This is a genomic window from Salinimonas sediminis, assembly GCF_003429285.1.
In the GTDB taxonomy this organism is placed as follows: Bacteria; Pseudomonadota; Gammaproteobacteria; order Enterobacterales; family Alteromonadaceae; genus Alteromonas; species Alteromonas indica.
In genome coordinates this window covers 3,686,805-3,706,580 of sequence record NZ_CP031769.1, presented here as the reverse complement: position 1 = coordinate 3,706,580, position 19,776 = coordinate 3,686,805, and the positions used below count along the sequence as shown (strand labels likewise).

At 49.4% G+C, this 19,776-nt stretch carries 16 protein-coding genes; 12 read left to right on the top strand and 4 right to left on the bottom strand.

Going from position 1 to position 19,776, the window contains the following annotated elements:
• Nucleotides 1–4: 4 nt before the first annotated feature.
• The 3 genes from D0Y50_RS16245 to D0Y50_RS16235 all read left to right on the top strand — a co-directional run bounded on the left by D0Y50_RS16245 (nucleotide 5) and on the right by D0Y50_RS16235 (nucleotide 2,333).
• Nucleotides 5–265, top strand: a complete 261-nt coding sequence (locus D0Y50_RS16245; protein ID WP_117317992.1) for a DUF1653 domain-containing protein — start codon at nucleotides 5–7, stop codon at nucleotides 263–265.
• A gap of 39 nt (nucleotides 266–304) precedes the next feature.
• Complete coding sequence (locus D0Y50_RS16240) at nucleotides 305–1,165, top strand: MBL fold metallo-hydrolase (RefSeq protein WP_117317990.1); 861 nt, start codon at nucleotides 305–307, stop codon at nucleotides 1,163–1,165.
• Nucleotides 1,166–1,232: 67 nt separating this feature from the next.
• A complete protein-coding gene (locus D0Y50_RS16235; protein ID WP_170145535.1) occupies nucleotides 1,233–2,333 on the top strand; it encodes an MBL fold metallo-hydrolase in 1,101 nt (366 codons plus the stop codon).
• Here the strand turns inward: D0Y50_RS16235 and D0Y50_RS16230 are convergent.
• Both D0Y50_RS16230 and D0Y50_RS16225 read right to left on the bottom strand, forming a co-directional pair.
• Nucleotides 2,318–3,964 carry an amidohydrolase gene (locus D0Y50_RS16230; RefSeq protein WP_408640704.1) on the bottom strand — a complete coding sequence of 549 codons (1,647 nt, stop codon included), beginning with the start codon at nucleotides 3,962–3,964 and terminating at the stop codon, nucleotides 2,318–2,320. The genes D0Y50_RS16235 and D0Y50_RS16230 overlap by 16 nt on opposite strands.
• 22 nt (nucleotides 3,965–3,986) lie before the next feature.
• Complete coding sequence (locus D0Y50_RS16225) at nucleotides 3,987–5,000, bottom strand: serine/threonine dehydratase (protein WP_176582461.1); 1,014 nt, start codon at nucleotides 4,998–5,000, stop codon at nucleotides 3,987–3,989.
• Nucleotides 5,001–5,489: 489 nt separating this feature from the next.
• Between D0Y50_RS16225 and D0Y50_RS16220 the strand changes: the two genes are divergently transcribed.
• Complete coding sequence (locus D0Y50_RS16220) at nucleotides 5,490–5,861, top strand: PH domain-containing protein (protein ID WP_108568401.1); 372 nt, start codon at nucleotides 5,490–5,492, stop codon at nucleotides 5,859–5,861.
• 52 nt (nucleotides 5,862–5,913) lie between these two features.
• Here D0Y50_RS16220 and D0Y50_RS16215 read toward each other — a convergent pair whose 3' ends face one another.
• On the bottom strand, nucleotides 5,914–8,118 hold the full coding sequence (locus tag D0Y50_RS16215; RefSeq protein WP_117317981.1) for a S9 family peptidase: 2,205 nt from the start codon (nucleotides 8,116–8,118) through the stop codon (nucleotides 5,914–5,916).
• Nucleotides 8,119–8,173: 55 nt separating this feature from the next.
• Here D0Y50_RS16215 and D0Y50_RS16210 point away from each other — a divergent pair, with 55 nt between their 5' ends.
• From D0Y50_RS16210 to D0Y50_RS16175, 8 genes are all read left to right on the top strand, one after another.
• Nucleotides 8,174–8,803: an NAD-dependent epimerase/dehydratase family protein gene (locus D0Y50_RS16210; RefSeq protein WP_117317979.1), complete on the top strand. Its 630-nt coding sequence runs from the start codon at nucleotides 8,174–8,176 to the stop codon at nucleotides 8,801–8,803.
• Between the two features lie 57 nt (nucleotides 8,804–8,860).
• On the top strand, nucleotides 8,861–9,535 hold the full coding sequence (locus D0Y50_RS16205; RefSeq protein WP_170145534.1) for a tRNA1(Val) (adenine(37)-N6)-methyltransferase: 675 nt from the start codon (nucleotides 8,861–8,863) through the stop codon (nucleotides 9,533–9,535).
• A gap of 196 nt (nucleotides 9,536–9,731) precedes the next feature.
• Nucleotides 9,732–10,247, top strand: a complete 516-nt coding sequence (locus D0Y50_RS16200; protein WP_117317975.1) for a YgjV family protein — start codon at nucleotides 9,732–9,734, stop codon at nucleotides 10,245–10,247.
• A gap of 116 nt (nucleotides 10,248–10,363) precedes the next feature.
• Complete coding sequence (locus D0Y50_RS16195) at nucleotides 10,364–10,849, top strand: hypothetical protein (RefSeq protein ID WP_117317973.1); 486 nt, start codon at nucleotides 10,364–10,366, stop codon at nucleotides 10,847–10,849.
• 97 nt (nucleotides 10,850–10,946) lie between these two features.
• Nucleotides 10,947–13,058, top strand: a complete 2,112-nt coding sequence (gene bcsA / locus D0Y50_RS16190; RefSeq protein ID WP_117317970.1) for a UDP-forming cellulose synthase catalytic subunit — start codon at nucleotides 10,947–10,949, stop codon at nucleotides 13,056–13,058.
• A 1-nt stretch (nucleotide 13,059) separates the two neighbouring features.
• Nucleotides 13,060–15,333, top strand: coding sequence for a cellulose biosynthesis cyclic di-GMP-binding regulatory protein BcsB (locus tag D0Y50_RS16185; protein WP_117317968.1), 2,274 nt, complete (start codon nucleotides 13,060–13,062; stop codon nucleotides 15,331–15,333).
• Nucleotides 15,333–16,358 (top strand): glycosyl hydrolase family 8, encoded by a 1,026-nt coding sequence (locus D0Y50_RS16180; protein ID WP_170145533.1) that lies wholly within the window; start codon nucleotides 15,333–15,335, stop codon nucleotides 16,356–16,358. The genes D0Y50_RS16185 and D0Y50_RS16180 overlap by 1 nt, the downstream gene beginning before the upstream one ends.
• A complete protein-coding gene (locus tag D0Y50_RS16175; protein ID WP_117317964.1) occupies nucleotides 16,358–18,700 on the top strand; it encodes a cellulose synthase subunit BcsC-related outer membrane protein in 2,343 nt (780 codons plus the stop codon). Before D0Y50_RS16180 ends, D0Y50_RS16175 begins: the two co-directional genes overlap by 1 nt.
• Here D0Y50_RS16175 and D0Y50_RS16170 read toward each other — a convergent pair.
• Nucleotides 18,680–19,702 (bottom strand): choice-of-anchor A family protein, encoded by a 1,023-nt coding sequence (locus tag D0Y50_RS16170; protein ID WP_117317962.1) that lies wholly within the window; start codon nucleotides 19,700–19,702, stop codon nucleotides 18,680–18,682. The genes D0Y50_RS16175 and D0Y50_RS16170 overlap by 21 nt on opposite strands.
• Between the last annotated feature and the right edge of the window lie 74 nt (nucleotides 19,703–19,776).

Sequence of the window (19,776 nt, the reverse complement as noted above, 5' to 3'; positions counted from 1 at the left end):
TACTATGACAGCATCTATTAAACCGGGACTATACGAACATTACAAAGGCCATCAGTACATGGTATACGATGTGGCTACCCATAGTGAGGATGAAAGCACTCTGGTATTGTATCGGCCGTGTTATGGAGAACAGGCGCTGTGGGTCAGGCCATTAACTATGTTTCTGGAGAGTGTCGAAAGAGATGGCAAGCGGGTGCCACGTTTTCGCTATATCGGGCCAGCCCCCGAGACTAACGAAAATTTAAATGATCTGTTTGATAAATGACCGCATAATGGTTTGCACATGAACTGATAAGGAAGCACCATGAAAACAGGTCGTATTATGTCGTTAGCCGTGCTGGCATTGACGATACATACCAGTGTTCACGCTCAGGGTAAGTTTGACGATGTGCAGATTAAAGACACGCCATTACGCGGTGCAGTGCATATGCTGCAGGGCGCCGGGGGCAATATTGGCGTGTCGGCAGGTAAAGACGGTGTGTTAATTATTGATGATGAATTTGAGCCGCTGGCAGATAAAATTTCCGCTGCGCTGGGCGAGTTGGGTAACGCATCGCCAAAATTTATTATTAATACACATTTTCACGGGGATCACACAGGAGCGAATGCCTGGTTTTCCCAACATGCCGATAGCACTATTGTGGCGCATGACAATGTACGTGTACGGTTGGCTAAGGACAGTGAGGTAAAACCAGCCGCATTACCTGTTATTACCTATGCTGACGGCATCAAAATGCATTTTAATGGCGAAACTCTGCATATCATGCACTTAGCTGCAGGCCATACAGATGGGGATTCAGCGGTATGGTTTGAAGAACCTAATGTTCTGCACACGGGGGATTTATTTTTCAACGAACGCTTTCCGTTTATTGATTTAGCATCGGGCGGCACCGTCGATGGCTATATCCGCTCGGTGAAACAACTGATCGAAAAAACCAATGATAAAACCATTATCGTCCCTGGCCACGGCCCGTTGGCTAAAAAAGCAGACTATGAAACCTTTTTGGAAATGATTGAGCAAACCAAAGCCTATGTCGACAAGCATAAAGCTCAGGGCGCGACCGCGCAGGAAATCGTGGATAAAGGTCTGGAAGAAAAGTGGGCGTCGTGGCAATGGGATTTTATCACCCAGGAGAAATGGATAAATACCCTGTACAATGGCTAAATAAACAGCAAAATTACGACACGGGAGCTGCAATTAAGCTCCCTTTTTTGTTACCGATGAGGTGAGTGTGAGAGTATTGGTTATATTGCTGTGTTTAATAGCCGGGGCGGCAGCGGCACTAAGCTGGATTAACTATCAGTTAGCGGCGGCCGATATCGGTCCGATTAACTCTGTGCATTATGAGCAAGGTGTGTTTGAAAATACCCAGCCAATTGCCGCTGAGACAGGATCAAAACTGGCCGATATCCTTTACCGAAGTCTGACCGAAGAGCGAACCGCGGCGACCCCTGTCGCGCCTCTTCCGCTCACGCCTTTAACACACCACCAACTTGATGCATTACCTAACAATGGGGTGTTTTATGTCAAATTAGGCCATTCTACCGTGTTGCTTAAAATTGATGGTCGATACTGGCTCACCGATCCCATGTTTTCTGAGCGCGCCTCTCCATTTAGCTTTATGGGCCCAAAGCGGTTTCACGCGCCGGCGTTGAGTATTGAAGCGCTCCCCCCCTTAGCCGGGGTTTTAATCTCGCATAACCACTACGACCATCTTGATGAAGCCTCAATCCGCCAGTTAGCCGCAAAAGTTGCAATGTTTTATGTTCCACTGGGGGTAAAAGCCCAATTGGTAGAATGGGGAATTACCGCAGACCAGATACAGCAATTTGACTGGTGGCAAACCACCACTAATGCACAAACCACTTTGGTTTTTACCCCTTCACATCACTTTTCCGGCCGGGCTCTTACCGATCGTAACAGTACGTTGTGGGGGTCTTGGGTGGTGCGTACGCCAAACGCGGCGGTATATTTTAGCGGAGACTCTGGCTATTTCGATGGCTTTGCCGAAATTGGCCGTCGTTATGGTCCCTTCGATACAGTATTTATGGAAAGCGGCGCCTATTCGAAAGATTGGCCCCAGGTGCACATGCAGCCTGCGCAAACTGTTCAGGCATTTAACGATGTAAAAGGGCGATACCTGGTACCGATACATAACAGCACCTTTGATTTGGCCTTTCATGCCTGGTATGCCCCCCTTGAGGCCCTTGATCAACTGAGTACTCAACAAGGCGTTGCCCTATTGACGCCACAATTTGGTAAAATCATGAGCGCAACGGAACCGGCCGCCACCTCTCAATGGTGGCGGCCTTATGTTCAATCCACCGATTGAACTGGTTGGGAGAATACCTGCTCACCGGCTACCCAGGTTTCCAGAACCTTAGTTTTCCAGATATCTTGAGGCTCAATGGCAAAAATATCCTGATCGATTAAAATAAAATCGCCCCATTTACCCGGCGTCAGGGTGCCTAATGCTTCTTCCATATGGGCAGCATAGGCGGCGTCCAGCGTAAAGCCCCGAAACGCCTGCTTGAGAGACATGGCCTCGTGAGGATACCAGCCGGCAACCGGCTGGTTGTTACGATCTTGCCGGGTGACCGCCGCATGGAGCCCATAAAATGGGTTAGCCAGCTCGACTGGAAAATCAGACCCCAGCGGCACAGCAATGCCAGATTTAAGTAATGATTGCCATGCATAGGCGCCCTCCATGCGCTTTTTACCAATACGATCTTCTGCCATGTTTTTATCGCTGGTTGCGTGGGTAGGTTGCATCGAAGGCAATACGCTTAATTGCGCGAATCGAGCAATATCTTCAGGCGCAATTACCTGCGCGTGCTCAATTCGATTGCGTAGTTCTGCGCCACCGTGGCTAGCAAATGTTTGCTCAAATTGGTTTAGAGCTAGATGATTAGCCCGATCGCCAATGGCATGGAAGTTTAATTGAAAACCGGCTTGGATAACTTGATTAAACAGGGGCGCGAAGGCGTCCGGCGGGGTTAGCATTAAACCCTGTTGATGAGGAGCATCGCTATAGGGGGCGAGTAAGGCGGCACCGCGGCTGCCTAATGCACCGTCGCCATAAGCTTTAACGCTGCGAATAAATAAAAAGTCGTTTGCATCGCGTACGATACCATTATCAAGAAGTTGGTCCAGGGCCGGATCCGTCGCGCTAAGCATGGCGTAAATACGCACCTGCAAGTCACCCTCTACGGCTTTAGCCAGGTAAAAGTCGTATACCCGATGGCTGATTCCAGCATCGTGCATGGCCGTGACGCCATTTGCTAACAGGTGCGCTGAAGCGGCATCTAATTGCTGACTAAGCTGCGCTGTGGTGGTGGTGGGCATCACCTGTTCAACCAGATCTTTGGCATTGTCGATTAACACGCCGGTAGCATTACCCTGCTCATCGCGGATAATTTGGCCGCCTTCGGGATCAGGCGTTTCTTTGGTAATCCCTGCGAGTTCTAAAGCTTTGGTGTTCGCCCAGCCTGCATGGGCATCAACTCTGGCCAACCACACCGGGCGATCGCTGATATGTTTGTCCAGTTGGGCAGCTACCGGGAAAGCCCGGTCGGGCCACTGTTCCTGGTTCCAGCCCCGGCCAGTTATCCATGCCTGCTCGCCATGGCCTAAGGCGTAGGCGGCAACCTGCTGGGCAGCATCATCCGCACTGGTGGCGCTACGCAGATCAACTTCAAGCAGATTACTGCCCAGGCCCAGCAGGTGACCATGGGCATCAATCATGCCGGGCAATAAGGTTTTGCCCTGGCCATTTAATACCCGTACGCCGTCTGTGCCCATCTGCGGCTTTGGATCGACCGTAACGACTTTGCCATCTTCTATCAGTAATCTTTTAAATCTTACAAGATTGCCGCTAGTGTCTAACGTGTAGCCATTGACATTTTTCACCAGCACCGAGCTGGCCGCACTAACTGGCGCGCTGATTATCGCGGCCATAGCCATAGCCAATAGTGAGCGTCCAAGCTTACGCATTCGCATCATCCTGTTCAGTTAAATTAGGGGGTTGTAACAAATAATCCTGTTGCCAGATTTGTTGCATACCTGAGGCACTTATATTGCCGCCAGATAACATCACCAACGCCGTTTTGGGCGTAGGGTTCTCCACCGCCCACGCCGTAACTGCTGCCATCGACAATGCGCTGGTAGGTTCTACATGTACTTTTAGTAAGTGTTGTAGCCACTGAGTCCAGTATGCTATTTGCACTTCGTTAACTTCGTAAAAATCGTCCAATTGTTGTAGCCAGGTAAAGGTAAGCTCACCCACACTAGGCGTGGCGGCGCCGTCTGCCAGCGTTTTTGCTGGTCTAGGCAAATGCTCGATAATTCCGCTTTGTAAAGAGCGGGATGCATCATTAGCCTGTTCTGGTTCGGCGCCAATAACCACGGCTTCAGGTTGCATCGCCCGGGTGGCGATAAGTGCTCCGCTAAGCAGACCACCACCGCCACAGGGGCCAAATACCGCATCAACCTGTCCGGCATCTTGCAACGCCTCATAAGTTGCCGTGCCTTGCCCTGCTATCACATCGTTATCATTAAACGGCGGAATCCATAAGGTACCTGGCTCGCTAGCCGCCTGTTGCACAGCGGCATCTGCCAACACGCGGTTCTCGAATAGCTTAAGCTGGGCGCCATAACTGCGGGTTGCCGCTGCTTTAATCGGGGAGATGGTGTCCGCGGCGAAGATAGTAGCCGGAATCTTAAACAGAGTAGCAGCATAGGCGACAGCCTGTGCATGATTACCAGAACTATTGGCCACCACTCGAGTAGGCAGACAATCGTTTTCTGCACACTTGGCTAATACATTAAGGGCGCCGCGCAACTTAAAGGCGCCGATCGTTTGTAGGCATTCCGCTTTAAACAATATGCGATGGCCCAGCCACTTGTTTAGCAGCGAGGATTCCAATAGTGGTGTACGTTTTACTTTGCCTTCAAGGCGGCGCGCCGCAGCAAGAATATCATCGAAGTTTGGCTGTGCCATCAAGGGTCAGGATACCTGTATCGGGAGTTTATTTTAAGCAGCCTAACATAGTCTTTTCAGCCCCGCGGTGCAAGCGTTGGCCGAGGCTTATCCTGCATTATCAATGGCCCGGCACGGTAAACCAAAACCGCGTTGACACTAATATAGTGGCTATATAAAGCGAGGGTTTTAAAACCCGCCATAAATGCCCTGGGCAGCGCTCTGGCCAGCTAGTTTCGCCGCCAGGGTAGCAGTTAAAATCTGGCGGCGCCGCCAAGTTCTATAGGCTAACGCCGGCGAAAATGAAGCGGAAGGTAAAGGCTCTAGGTCTTCGGAAGTAAGACCAACCGCTAAAAGCCATGCACATGTTTTGGCGCAAGACCGATTGTCACATCAGCGCCACCTGTATGTTAGGGTGGAATAGCGCATTTAACCAAATGATAGTGGCGTAAAGGGTTCAAACAGGACTAAGATGAGCCCAGCCAGGCTAATTATGAAAAGGATAATACCATGGGACTGTTAGACACCCTGATGGGTAATGCTAGTGAAGTCGATATTGAAGAGGTTCGCGAACAGCTTGAGCCGGTGCTGGGCGATGCGGAAAATATAACGACAGCTTATCGGCTAATCCGTGACTTGATTGTATTTACTTCGGCGCGGGTGATTCTTATCGATAAACAAGGGCTGAGCGGACGAAAAGTCCATTATCTATCTATACCCTATAAGTCGATAACCCAGTTTAGTGTCGAAACCGCAGGCCATTTTGATACGGATTCCGAATTGCGAATATGGGTATCCGGTCAAGACGAGGCGCAAAAAGTTGAGCTGAGTAAAAAAGCTGCTACCGGTGTACAGAAGACGTTGGCCAATATGATGTTTTAGGGTTTGACCCGATAAAAAATTACAGGGGCCTGGGGCCCCTGTGGTGTTATTGCTATGGCTGCAACGTGCGGTTGAAGAAATTAGTGATAGTCTTGTACAAATGAATGCCGGTTTGTTTACCCCGGATACTGTGTTTTTTACCTGGATAATCCATGGTATCGAACGTAATAGCTTCATCCTGCAGGTGCTTGTACAAACGCGTACTGTGAGTAAACAGTACGTTATCATCGGCCATGCCATGGTAAATCAATAAATCGCCCTGCAAATCGCTGGCGTAGGGAAAGACTGATGAGTCGGTGTAGGCCTTCTCGTCTGTTTGCGGATTGCCCATGTAGCGTTCCGTATAATGGGTATCATATAAACGCCAGTCGGTTACAGGCGCGCCTGAAACACCTGCTTTAAAGTAGTCTGGTGCTTTAAACATAGTCATCAATGTCATATATCCACCATAGCTATGGCCGTGTACGCCTATTCGCTCACCATCTACATAAGGCAGGCTTTGCAAAAATTTAGCCCCAGTGACCTGATCATCTACTTCCACAGTGCCCATTTTTTTGTAGATAGGGTCTTCAAATGCCTTCCCACGGTAGTTTGAGCCGCGGTTATCAATAGTGAATACCACGTAACCCTGGCTCACCCAGTATTGCATTAGCAGCCCACGGTTGCCGCCCCAGCTGTTTGTTACCATCTGAGCATGTGGCCCGCCATACAGGTAAACAATAGCCGGATGCTTTTGCTGCAGATTGTCGGGCTTGTATAGGCGGTAGTGTAGGGTGGTATTGTCAGCGGTGGTAAGTGTGCCAAATTCTGGCTCATGCCAGTTTTCCATATAGGGCGATAGGGGGTGGTTTTCATCTACCTTGTTTTCTTCAAGCCAGGTAATTTGCTGACCGCTAGACTGATGCAGACTAACCTGTGCCGGATGGTTAGCGGTAGAAAACTGGTCAACGTAGATAGAGGCATCTTTGGCAAAACTGACATGGTGGTAGCCTTCACGTTTGGATATACGGCTTATCTCACCGCCTTTTATACCTACCTGATATAGGTGGCTTTCCAGCGGCGTGTCTTTGCGGCCGGTAAAATAAACTTTTCCATTCTTTTCGTCGACCGCTTCTACAGCCTCTACAACCCAGTCACCAGAAGTTAATTGTCGTATTAGAGAGCCTGTTTTATCAAATAGATACAGGTGCTTATACCCATCGCGCTCAGAGGCCCAGATAAACTGTTCACCGCCTGCCAAAAAAGTCAGATCATCATGCAAATTCACCCAAGTATCGCTGTTTTCCGTTAGTAGCACTCGCTGGTCTTGGGTAGCAATATTGTAGGCTTTTAATGCCAGTTTTTGCTGATCGCGAGTTTGCCACTGGTAGGTCAGGGTTTGATTGTCTGGCATCCAGTCTACCCGAGCTAGATAAATATCTTTATCTTTGCCTAAATCGACCCACTGGCGTTTGCCTGTATCGATGTTTTGTACGGCTAGCGCTATATCAACGTTCGCTGTGCCCGCCATGGGGTAGCGCTGTTCAATCATTTTGATTTCGTTGGCGTAAATTTCAGACCGGGTGATAATATCTACCGGCGTTTCATCAACTTTGGTAAACGCAATATGGCTTTCGTCGTTGGCCCACCAGTAGCCAGTCATGCGGCCCATTTCTTCTTGGGCAACAAATTCGGCCATACCCATTTTCACCGGCCCACCACCTTCAGTGGTGATAGCTTGCTCTTTGCCGGTTTTAATATTTTTTATATATAGGTTTTGATCGCGTATAAACGAGATGAAATTACCTTGCGGAGACAGCCGTATATCGGTTTCAAACGTGTCAGTATCGAGTAACTGCTTGGCCCCTTTTTCACCTAGTTTATGATAGTAAACATCACCTCCAAGTGGGAACAACAAGGCTGAACCGTCCTGTGACCACTCATAACTGACAATACCGCTGCCAGACAGCCGCATGCGTTCACGGCGCGCTTTTTCTTCATCTGACAACTCTTCATCGGTGGCGGCAAGGTCAGCTGAGTCGAATAGCATTCGTGTCGTGCCAGAGGCTATATGGTATTCCCACAAATCCAGCTGGTCGTAGTCAGTTTCTTTACCTTTAAGAAATGTCACTCGCTGTCCGTCAGGAGATACTTTAAGATTACGCGGGGCGTTACCTTCCAAAGAAGGGGATTCAAAAATTCGTTCTATAGTAAGTGTGTTGGCCGATACGGCGCTGCTGAGCATCATCATGGCTCCAATCATTAACGCTTTTTTCATTATTATCTACGCTTTAGGCTGTGATAGTTATCTGTTGTTAAAAGGATGACACAAGGTGACAGGCAATAAAACCGCTTTAGTTCTTGGTGCCACTGGTTTGGTTGGCCAAGCACTGGTGCAACAATTGTTAACAGATGCGCGATATAGCGCTGTAATCTGTCTGGTTCGTCGTCCGGTGGCGGCTAACCTGTTTGATGATCCTGACAGAAAATTACAACCGATGGTGATTGATTACGATCAACTGCAGGATTATCAGGGTTATTTTAATGTTAATCACGTGTATTGCTGTTTAGGCACTACCTTAAAACAGGCTGGAAGCCGGGCTGCTTTTCGTAAAGTTGATTTTGAATATGTACATGTAGCTGCACAACTTAGCCGGGCGCAACGATGCGATGGTTTTGTGTGGATTTCAAGTGTGGGGGCCAATGCTAATAGCAAACAGTTTTATTTACGGGTTAAAGGCGAACTGGAAAACGCCATAATGCGAATGCCTCAACTTACGCACGCCAGCGCGGTCCGGCCCTCCCTTTTATTAGGCTCACGAGCATCTTCGCGTCCACTCGAGGAATTTGGTCAGAAATTGGCACCGCTATTGCGAAGAGTATTAGTGGGGTCATTAAGTAAATATCGGCCGGTTTACGCTCGTGAAGTGGCCGCTAAAATGATCTCCTTACAGCTGTTTTAGCCTATGCCACAAGGATTTCAGTGTAAGCAATTTTTTGTCGGTCATGACCTGTGTGCCATGAAAGTAGGGACAGACTCTTTAGTGCTGGGCAGCTGGGCGCCGGTAGCCGAGGGCGGGCGGCACCTTGATATTGGCTGTGGCAGTGGGTTGCTCTGTTTGATGTTACGTCAGCGCGCCGGCCCGGGCAGCGAGGTTATTGGTATTGATATAGATGAACCCGCTGTGCAGCAAAGTTGGCAAAATGTGGCGCAGAGCCCGTGGCCGGAAGATATCAGGATTATTCATCGTGGGCTGGACGCGTATGCCAGCAGCGAAAAATTCGATAGTATTGTGTGTAACCCCCCTTATTTTACTTCCAGTGGCGTGGGTGAGCATAGCCACCTGCCACAAACTAAGCAGCGGCAAACCGCGCGCCAACAAACAGCCTTACCGCCCACGCAGCTCTTTACTGCGGTAGCTGGCTTACTGGACCAGGCAGGACATTTTAGTTGCCTATACCCGGCCGGACAGGAAGCCCAAATTACCGCCGTAGCCGCGCAGTATGGGTTAGCGGTAAAAGCCAGGTTGGCGCTTAAAAGTACGTTCACAAAGCCGGCCCATGTAATTGCTTTGACCTTCGTTTTTGCCCGCCATTACCGCCTTAGTAGTGAGGAGTTGAACATTCGCGACGCCCAGAATCAGTACACCGACCAGTACAAAGCCTTATGCCAACCGTTTTATCTGGCGTTTTAAACTGGCCGTAAACATGGGAAGTTTACTAAATCAACGCATTGGCTTAGGGCACCACATATGGCAGTGCACTAAACCGGCCCGGTTACGTATTGTTTTACATTGCCCAGGTACGATGCCTGTAACGTAGGGTGGGTAACTAATCAGCGAGCCCTAACGGCTTGTTTACCGTTATTTTATTATTTATTGCAGGAATTATATGCAACTGGTTGCAGAAGCGTTGGGCGCTATTGCCGTAGTGTTTAATTTTATCGGGTATCGTCAAAATGAGGTTAATCATTATCGGCTTCTTTCGGCAATAGCATTGTGCAGTGTAAGCCTGCATTTTTTTATGCTGGACGCTATGGCCGCCGGCGTGGGGTGTGCTATGGCCAGTATACGGAATATCATCGCCCTGCGTTATCGTAACAACGCCATAGTGTACTTTTTTGTTGCCCTAAACATTGTATTTTTACTGCTTGAATGGTTTGTATTACACCACGGCCCGATGATTTTTATTGCCTATGCATCGTCGCTTATCTTTACCGTCGGGTCTATTGTAATACAGGATGCGGCTAAGATAAGAAGATGGTTTGTACTGGCCGAAATACTAGGGCTCATTTATGCCGTGTCGGTCGGCAGTATATTTGGAACTATTTTTAATATCAGTAATTTAATCAGTATCTTTGTTAAAATGTACCAGGCGGGTGAATTGCCGGTATGGCGAAAAGCGTAAAATTTATACCAAAGTATACAAACGGTATTTTATAGCATAACCGGGTATTTGTTGTGCGATTTAACGCCGGACATTGATTTTATACACTCATAGGTCACAGACCTTGAGATGTCGCTATGCCGCCTGATGATACCGCGCTTTTAGCCTTTCGCTATGCCCAGCCGAACATAACCCCGCTGTTTGGTCGTGAACAAATCCGCCTTCACAATGGCCAAACCAGTGCCTATAGCTTGGAACTGCGCTGGAATTCGCGCTTGCGATTATTACGCGATGCGGAAAAACAGCTGCACCGTGCACAGCGATTGCGTGCCGTCGGGTACGCGATTATAGTGGTTTTTGCGTTATTAACTGGGTTTTCGCTGTATGTCGCGCCCGTCACTGCTGGTTGGCTGTTCATTGCGCAGGTGACATTGTTACTGATGACTATGGGTTTTCTGCCATTCATATTATTGTTCAGTAAAGAGTGTCGCCGCCATAGGGACAAACTCTCACGAAAATTCTATGAAAGTAATCATGAAGTGGAATACACCGACGATGCGTTGATTTTGATCAACCGTAGCACTTATACCGCGGTTACCCAGGTGTCACTAACGGAACGCTAATTTGAACAATACTCGCCCCACAAAACGTTGGTTTTTAGGGTACAGCGGCTTCTTTCTCCTGTGCCTGTGTATTTTGGGGGCAGTGCTGGCGGCACCGATGGATGCATTCGCCCAATTGTTTGTCGCATTTACCATCCTTGCCGTTATTCATTTCGCCAGCAATGAGTCTTCTTTTTTCCATCGGTACCGGCTTTATTTTCGGGTTTTAGCCGTGCTCCTTGGGCTAGCGCTGACTGTGCGCTACATATTGTGGCGCGGCTTCTTCACCCTTAATGCCGTTGAATGGTGGTCGCTGGCAGCGGCATGGGTACTTTATCTGGCCGAGGTGTATGCTTCGATAACCCATATTATCAGCTGTATTGTAAACATTTTTCCTCTCAGCCGACCCGAGCGGGATTTAGCTGGCTATACCTCTGCCGAATTGCCCAGCGTTGATGTCTTTGTGCCCACCTACAACGAAGATGCTGATATCCTTGAGGTCACGCTACGTGCGGCGTTACAGCTTCATTACCCTGAACATAAGTTGCACATTCACTTGCTGGATGATGGGGGGACACGGCAAAAACAGCATCAGCCTAATGCCCTTGCCGCGCGTAAGGCGCGGGTGCGCCAGCAAACCTTACGCGCAATGTGCCAGCAACTTGGCGTGTGCTACCACACCCGCGATGAAAACGTAAATGCCAAAGCCGGCAATATCAACAGCGCACTACCGCATACCTTCAGTGATCTTATTGTCATTTTAGATGCGGACCATGTCCCCACGGCAGATTTTTTAGAACGCACCGTGCCATGGTTAATCGATAATGAAAAAGTGTTTCTGGTTCAAACGCCGCATTTTATGGCGAACCCTGATCCGGTGGAGCGTAATTACTTTTCAGCCTTCACCCGTATGCCATCGGAAAACGATATGTTCTACGGGACCATCCAAAGAGGTCTGGATTTCTGGAATGCTTCTTTCTTCTGTGGCTCGGCTGCGGTGTTGCGACGGACGCATTTAGAACGGGTCAATGGTTTGTCGGGCCACTCCGTTACCGAAGATGCCGAGACTGCCTATGACCTGCATGCCATGGGTTATGAGTCGGTTTACGTGAACCGGCCAATGGTCAGCGGGCTGGCCCCCGAAACGCTCGATGCGTTTGTTACGCAGCGGATGCGCTGGGCGCAGGGTATGACGCAAATTTTACTGCTTAAAAAACCCTACCGGGGGGCGGGGTTAAATTGGGCTCAGCGGCTGGGCTATCTAAGTTCAATACTATTTTGGTTGTTTCCCTTTGCCAGAATAATTTTTCTGCTAATGCCATTAACCTATCTGTTGTTCGATTTACAAATTTACCACGCATCTCTACAGGAAATATTGGCTTATACCGTGCCGCACGTCATTGCCACCTACCAGCTTTCAACACTGTTATTCGGCCGCACCCGATGGCCGTTAGTTTCTGAATTATATGAAATTTTACAATGTACTTTTACATTAAAGGCCTTACTGAAGGTGTTCAGGAACCCACGCGCGCCGTCCTTTGTGGTAACCCCCAAAGGTGAAAGCTTGGTACGTGAGTATATTTCACCTCTGGCCGGCATATTCTATGGTCTAATTGCTGTGGTGGTATTAGGGCTTATAGTGGGCCTTCACAAAATGGTGTCAGAGCCACTTACCCGCGATTTAACGGTTATCGTGTTGTTATGGAATACGTTTAATCTATTATTGCTATTCAGTGTGCTAAGTGTGCTGATAGAGCAACGCCAAGTAAGGGGGCAAGCGCGTTTGCCAGCCAATGATGAAGTAACCCTACAGGACTCGGCAGGGCGAGCCTGGGTGGGCAGTATGCTGGACTTGTCACTAGGCGGGGGAAAAGCAAAAATTCATGCCCGCCAGCAATCATTGCCGGGCGAGGTCAAGCTTATAGGCTGGTGTCGCTCGCTGGGCCGAAATGTCAGTATACCATGTTGGGTTTTATTCCATGATCCGCTCTCTGGTATCGTGCGCTTCAGTTTTGATCGGACCAGTGATGCGGTTTGGGATGATGTCGTGGCCTATACTATGGGCGATAGTCGGCGTTGGAAGAGCTTTCAGCGACGCCGCACTCGACCGATTTCCTATTGGTATGGCATGCGACATGTATTGAAGGTTAGTTTCAGACCTGTGCTCCAACATATGGCTATGCAAATAAAAGAATTGTGGCAGCAGTGGGTGATAACGAAGGGAAAATAATATGCAATATAATATCGGGGTGCTGCTGGCAGGAATCATATTTTGTCTGAGCGCGCACGCAGGTAGTGTGGCAGAAATCAAACTCTCTGATTATTCTACCGAGGACCCGGTTTTACGGCTCGAAGGCAAACGTGCTGATAAAACATTGTCTATACCTCTGGCTGGCCGGCAACAGGTCGTCGCCTCTCAGATAACCCTGTCAGTGGTGAGTTCAGCCGCGCTTATTGAAAAGCGCTCCATTTTGAACGTCCGTTTCAATAATGCCACTGTAGGGCAGATTCAGTTTGATCCCCAACGCACCCGTTCTACCTCCACTGTTACGGTGCCGGCGGAACTTTGGCGGCCGGGTTTCAACAATCTTACTTTAGCGGTAAGCCAACATTATGCTAATCAGTGTGTTGATGGCAATGCACCAGAGTTATGGAGCGAAATTCATCTGCATGACTCAATATTAACTATTACAACTGAGCCGGTTACGACGGCCTTGTCACTAAAGGCTTTATCCGGTTGGTTTGCCCCGGGAATCGGCGGACAGCGGACGGTAAATATGGTGACACCCCGAACAGGCAGTCCGCTTGTAACCCAACAGACGCTGCCGCTGATAGCCCAGGCGTTAGCACTGCGTAATCAGTACGTACCTTTACAGGTAACCCATACTTCAGTCACCCCACAAACCCCCTTGCCAGCCCTGCCAGGAGAAGCACAGTGGGATGACACGCTAACCCAACAATACTACAACAGCAGTTGGTATACTCAACCCAGCGCAGCCCAGCCACTGCATGTGCTGGCAGGCACCAAAGACAACCTGGCGCCGTATCTTAGTGGTGCCACGCAGGCGAAAATCACCGGCGCTTATATTGGGGTCGAAGCTACCCCGGAGGTGACTGTAAACAACCAACAGTTAGTCGCTGCAGGTATACGGCTGGTGGTATCCGGACGCGATGCTGATGAGGTGCGCCGCGCGGCGCTTACGCTTGCATTAATGGATGATGAGTTAAATCCCGATGCTGATATTGTGGTCGAGCGTACGGCTAACGAACAACCTTTCTCGGCATTGGCTGCCCATATATTACGGCCCGACCAAACCTATAGCTTTGCACAGATGGGCCAGGATAATATCGAGTTTCGCGGCGAGGACAGTTTTACCCAACAGATAGCATTATTGCTACCCGCCGACTTTTATGTCCCAGAAAGTGCCAGTGTTAGGCTGAATCTTGATTTTGGCTATGGTGCTGCGCTGGGGCCAGGCTCAATGATGAATATTCTGATAAATGACGAGTTGGTGCATGGCCGGCCGTTGGATAACGTCAACGGGGAGTCTTATCGTCGCTATCAGCTTACGATACCGGCCAGGCATCTACAGGGCGGGCTGAACTTACTGGATTTTGTGGTAAATATGCGTGCGCCGCTGACCGGCCAGCCGTGTGATGATGTCGGTGGTAAACACATGGTATTCCAGGTAAGAAATACCTCTACAATTGACTTACCCGAAGCGGGCAATGTAGCTACTCAGCCAAGTTTGGCATTGTTTCGCGATACAGGTTTTCCTTTTGCACGCTACCAGCAAAACCATCCTGCCGGCGTGTATTTGAGTACACCGAGCCTAACCGGGGCGGGGCTTACTCTGTTGGGTAAGTTAGCTCAAACGGCCGGAGCAGTACTGCCTGAATTATCCCTGTATGCGGATATACCGAAGCAACTAACTGACGATGCGGTGGTATTAGCCACGCCTGAAACAATGTCTGATGAATTTTTGACCCATTATGAAGCATCGCTGGCCAGTACCAAACAGTGGCCATACCGATTGCAAAATGAACTGCACAATCGTATTCATAAGCTTTCCGATAACCGTCGTCATGATGCGTTAAAAATTAGCGGGGTGACGAATCAGCAGAGTAGTCTGGGAGATATGGCCGTACTACTGGCACGGAAAAACCCCTTGGCTGAGAGTACAGGTAATTTGTACTTAATTGCCGCGCAAACGCCGGCCCAGCTCACTGAGCGCATAAACGATTTAGTGAGCCTGGAGCTATGGGGGCAATTAGCGGGAGATTTCTTTAGCTGGGAGAATTCTTCTCAGCCGCTGATTGCCATGCAGGTGGCCCCGCAGTTTGAATTAGGTGAGGCTGATAACCGTTTATTGTCGCTGCGTTTGTGGTTGTCCAATAATCCTTGGTACTGGCTAATAGCGGTGGCCTTCCTGATTGTATTATGTACCTGGCTGGCGGTAGTGTTATTAAAACGCCGCAATCAGGCAGTGACGGAAGATTGGTAATGGATAGTGTAAAAGCCCTGTTAGTAATAATTGGTTGTTGCGCGCTGTTAGCTTGTAACAAGCGTACCGATACGCCTTTTGCCCAGGATTGGCAACGGTACGCGGCAACGTTTTATAGCGAAGGCCGGATCATCGATACCGGTAATGACAATGTATCGCACAGTGAAGGGCAGGGCTATGCAATGCTATTTGCCGCCGCTGCTGGAGACAAAGTTCGTTTCGACGAGCTTTGGCAATGGACTCAGCAGACACTACAGCGCGCTGACGGCTTATTCAGCTGGCGATATCGGCCTTGCCCACAGCAAAATGCAGCCTGTGTGGATGATCCCAATAATGCCAGTGATGGTGATATTCTTATTGCTTGGGCTTTGTTGCGGGCTAGTAAGGTATGGGATAGCCCAACCTACAAACAGCAGGCGATGACCATTTTATCGGTAATAGAAAACAAGCTTATTGTAGAGCGTCAGGGCCGTACGCTTTTGTTACCCGCTGAGCAGGGTTTTGTTGACAACAACGCGATCCAGCTGAATCTGTCTTATTGGATATTTCCTGCCTTCGCTGACTTCTATGAGGTCACGGAGGCGCCTGTATGGCAACAACTAAACGAAAGCGGAATGGCTTTGCTGGCGCAGGTGGCGGAACGTAGCCCGGGTTTGCCCGGCGATTGGATGTGGTTAAAGCAGGGGGAATTGAGTGTGGCCGGGGCGGTGAATACGGTGTACGGATTTAATGCCTGTCGTATACCGCTGCATTTGGTATGGCAAGATCCAAGCCGCACCGCTTTGCTGGCACCTTACAAAACGTTTTGGCAAACCCAGCAGGTGGTACCCGCCACGCTTAACCTGGCTACCGGCGACGAAGCGGATTATCGATGGACCAACGGTATGCGAGCAATCTCTGAGGTGGTTAATTATCGCAGTGGCGATACTTCCGATAAGCCACAACTTAACCTGGATGATGACGAAGATTATTTTTCTTCCAGCTTAATAATGCTTAGTCACTTGAGCTTACAGGATAACCGGTAATGCGGTGGATTACCGGGTGCTGTGTTAGCAGTTTTTTTATCTTGCCGGTAGGTCAGGCGCAAGTCATTACTGACTATGACACCCAATCGTCAGCGCTGCCGTCTTTGCAATTCTCCACCCAGCCCGATACTACCGGTATCTGGTTTCATATTCGGCAGCGCCAGTACGCACTGGCTGAAGCTGAGATGGTCCGTTTACAGCAGGCTCATCCGCAATGGCAGCCTGCCTCCGAATTACGTGAAGCCTTGGCCGCGCTTTCCGCTAATACGGTGGAGCGTGCCAATAATTTCCAGGTTGCCCCAGATTCGCCGGCTGCCACTACCGAGACTGCCGCACACCTGTTTGGGAAACTCAGTCAGCTAAGTCATGCTCAACAAATAGCAGTCGCAGAGTCTACGTTAGCTTTGGCGGCCAACCTGGCAAGTCAGGCCAATCGGGTAGATTACTACATTCAGGTAGGCTGGCTGTATTATCAACAACAATATTACGCTAAAGCGTTACAACAGTTTGAACAGGCTCAGTTGATACGCGCAAATGACAAGGTCCGTGACGGTATTCAGGCTTGCATAGATGGCCTGGTTAGCGACGCGGCAGCCCAACCGGATGCTGAGCGTTTAGCCGAGTTAGTTCATCGGTATCCTGGCTACGATATAACCGGGGCGATTGAAGCCATTGGTTGGCAGGCATACAACAACCAGCAATACTCAGTCGCTTACAAACGATTTGCTGCGGCCGACTTTGTTTATGGCAAAGTGTTGGCACTCCAGCAAAACGGACAATCTGAGCAAGCGCAACAGCTAGCCTGTGAGAATGACAATAGCCCCCCGTTAGCCATATTCTGTACCGACGCACTGGCCTCGACCCAAGCTAGTGAGTACGCCGCGGAACAATACATCGCCAGTATCCAGGCCGCCCAGCATATTGCTCAACGCAGAGCGTTGCGTGAAGGCGAACAAGCATTACTTGGCTGGGCCTATTTAGCGGCCGGCCGACCGCGCAGCGCGCGCTCGATATTTGCCCAACTGTTGGAAGACTATCCCGATGATGAACGCTACGCACAAGGTCTCGTATCATCACTCAGTAGTGACCAACAGCGGCAGCAGGCTGCGCGTCGTTATCCCGGGGTCGCTAAGCTGGTGCGACGTGGCTTTGCTGACCAAGCGTGGCAACGTAAACAGTTTGAACGGGCGCGGCGTCTGCAAAACCCTGCTGCGGTTGCTATTTTGCATCCGCAACGGTTAGCAGTGTATACCGGTATTGACGCTCGTAGCCGCAGTGGTGAAGCGGGGCTGGGGAACTTCGATGTAACTCATGGTTACGTAGCCATAAATGAGGTAACCGGGCCGCTACAGTGGCAAGGGCAACTGGATTATGAGCAGCTTTACAGTGGCATACCCGATGCCGGCCAGTGGTTTGGTGAGGGTCAAACACAAGATGACTTTGGCAGTATTAGCGGATTTGAAGATACCGGAATAATGGCCAATGTTAAGTATGAACAGCAAAATCACACCTTGTATGGTGAAATAGCTTACAGCTTGATAGATCAGCCTGTCGCCCCCCGACTGACCGGACAGTTAGGCGCGGCTTGGTTTACCGATACTGCCACCTTAGCGGTAACGGCATATCGCCAGCGAGTGGGGGATAGTTTACTTAGCCAAGGCTCAACGTGGTTCGAAAACAGCCCCCAAGCTTGGGGAGGGGTACATAAAAACGGTGCTCGTGGTCTTTATTCTCATTTGTTAACAGCTCAATGGGCGCTTAGCCTAAGCGGCAGGATTGAGCGCTATAGCGGTGACAAGGTTATTGATAATCGCCATGTCAGTTTGCGCCTCGATGCAAGTCAGGATATTGCTTCTAACATTAGTGTGCCGTTAGACTACTGGCGGGTCGGGCCGTATGTTAGCGTTGAGCACTTTGAGCATAATGCGAGCGGCTTTACCCGTGGCCATGGTGGCTACTTTAGTCCTGATATGCTGCTTTCTGTTGGGCTATACAGTGAACTGTTGACGCAGGAAGGGCAGCCTGGACAGGTAAAAGCGGCTCTGAATGTAGGTTATAACGCTATCAGGCAAGCAGGGTATTATCGGTTTCCGCTAACTCAAAATGGTGATTGGACCGCAGCCCAAACCAGTGCTGGTATAAGTGCAGACCTTACACTGGAAGGGCAATACCTGCTGGGTAACCACTGGTCTATAGCCGGTTTTGCAACCCAATCTTTTGCGGTGGCATATCGCAGTACCTGGGCTGGTATTGAATTAAGGTGGCATGCGGGTGCCACTAAGGGGCTTACCAGCGACACTTTAATTCGTAATCGATCTCATTCAACCGGGTATGCGTTTTAATGAGCGGCGGCGCAGACCTAATACGGCTAGTAAGCCTAACGCCACCGATAGGGTAGCTGGTTCACTGATATCAGTAATATTGCCAAATCGATAGTTATTTATTTGTCCGGTCTGTTCGCCGTCAGGAGAAACTAGATTCTTTACAATCAAGTTGCCATCAATATGCCCATTGAAGAATGATGTATCAGCCAATGGCGCCAGAATACTGCCTTTAAAACCAATGCCGTGTAACGATAAATCGGTAGCATTGACAAAATTAAACAATAAATTGTTAGCATAGCTGCCATCATGTCTGCCAGCCGCACCATCTTCTGGTCGGTTATCGGGAAACTTACTACCGTCAGCTAAATGGAATCCTGTATTAAATAACTCTACTGACTCGCCATACACATTGATAATGTTATAGCTGGTTTGTGGAACATCAATAAATATCCCTTTGCCTGATGCTGATAATGTGGCGGCATCGATGGAAAATATATTAATTTCCTGATCACCTGCCAGTGTCAGGTTCCATATCGATGAACCATCACCCTCAACAATAACGGGTGCAGTAGCGTCATAGCTACCCCATAAAGATGATTTATACATAAGTTCGTCGTTGGTGCTGGCGAAATCAAAACTACTGTCCTGATAGAACTGATGGGTATTATGGTAAGCATCGGTGCCATACAGGCCCACACTGGCATCAATATCTATATCGCCGGCAGCCACTGCGTCACCATGATAGATTCGGGCATTGCGCATACTGACATCACCGCCTACGGTGACTACCGGATGCGGGTTATCGGGGGCTAGCTGTAACCCCAGACCATAGTTATCGAGAGTTAAATTGCCACCTACCGCTAGCCGACCTTCTACATCGGAGGCGTTGCCTTCCATGTTTTCCAATACATAAGCATTAAAGTTGGCAGCCTGACCTAGGTAAAAGGGCGCACTAACAGCAGGTAAAGACACCATACAGGCTGCGATTACGGTAACAATCCGTTGGTTTATGAATTTCATCACTGCTCTCCCTCCCGTCGTGCCCGGCAACAATTACTAAGCAAATCAAAGAAACGGGAACTGCATCTGATTGA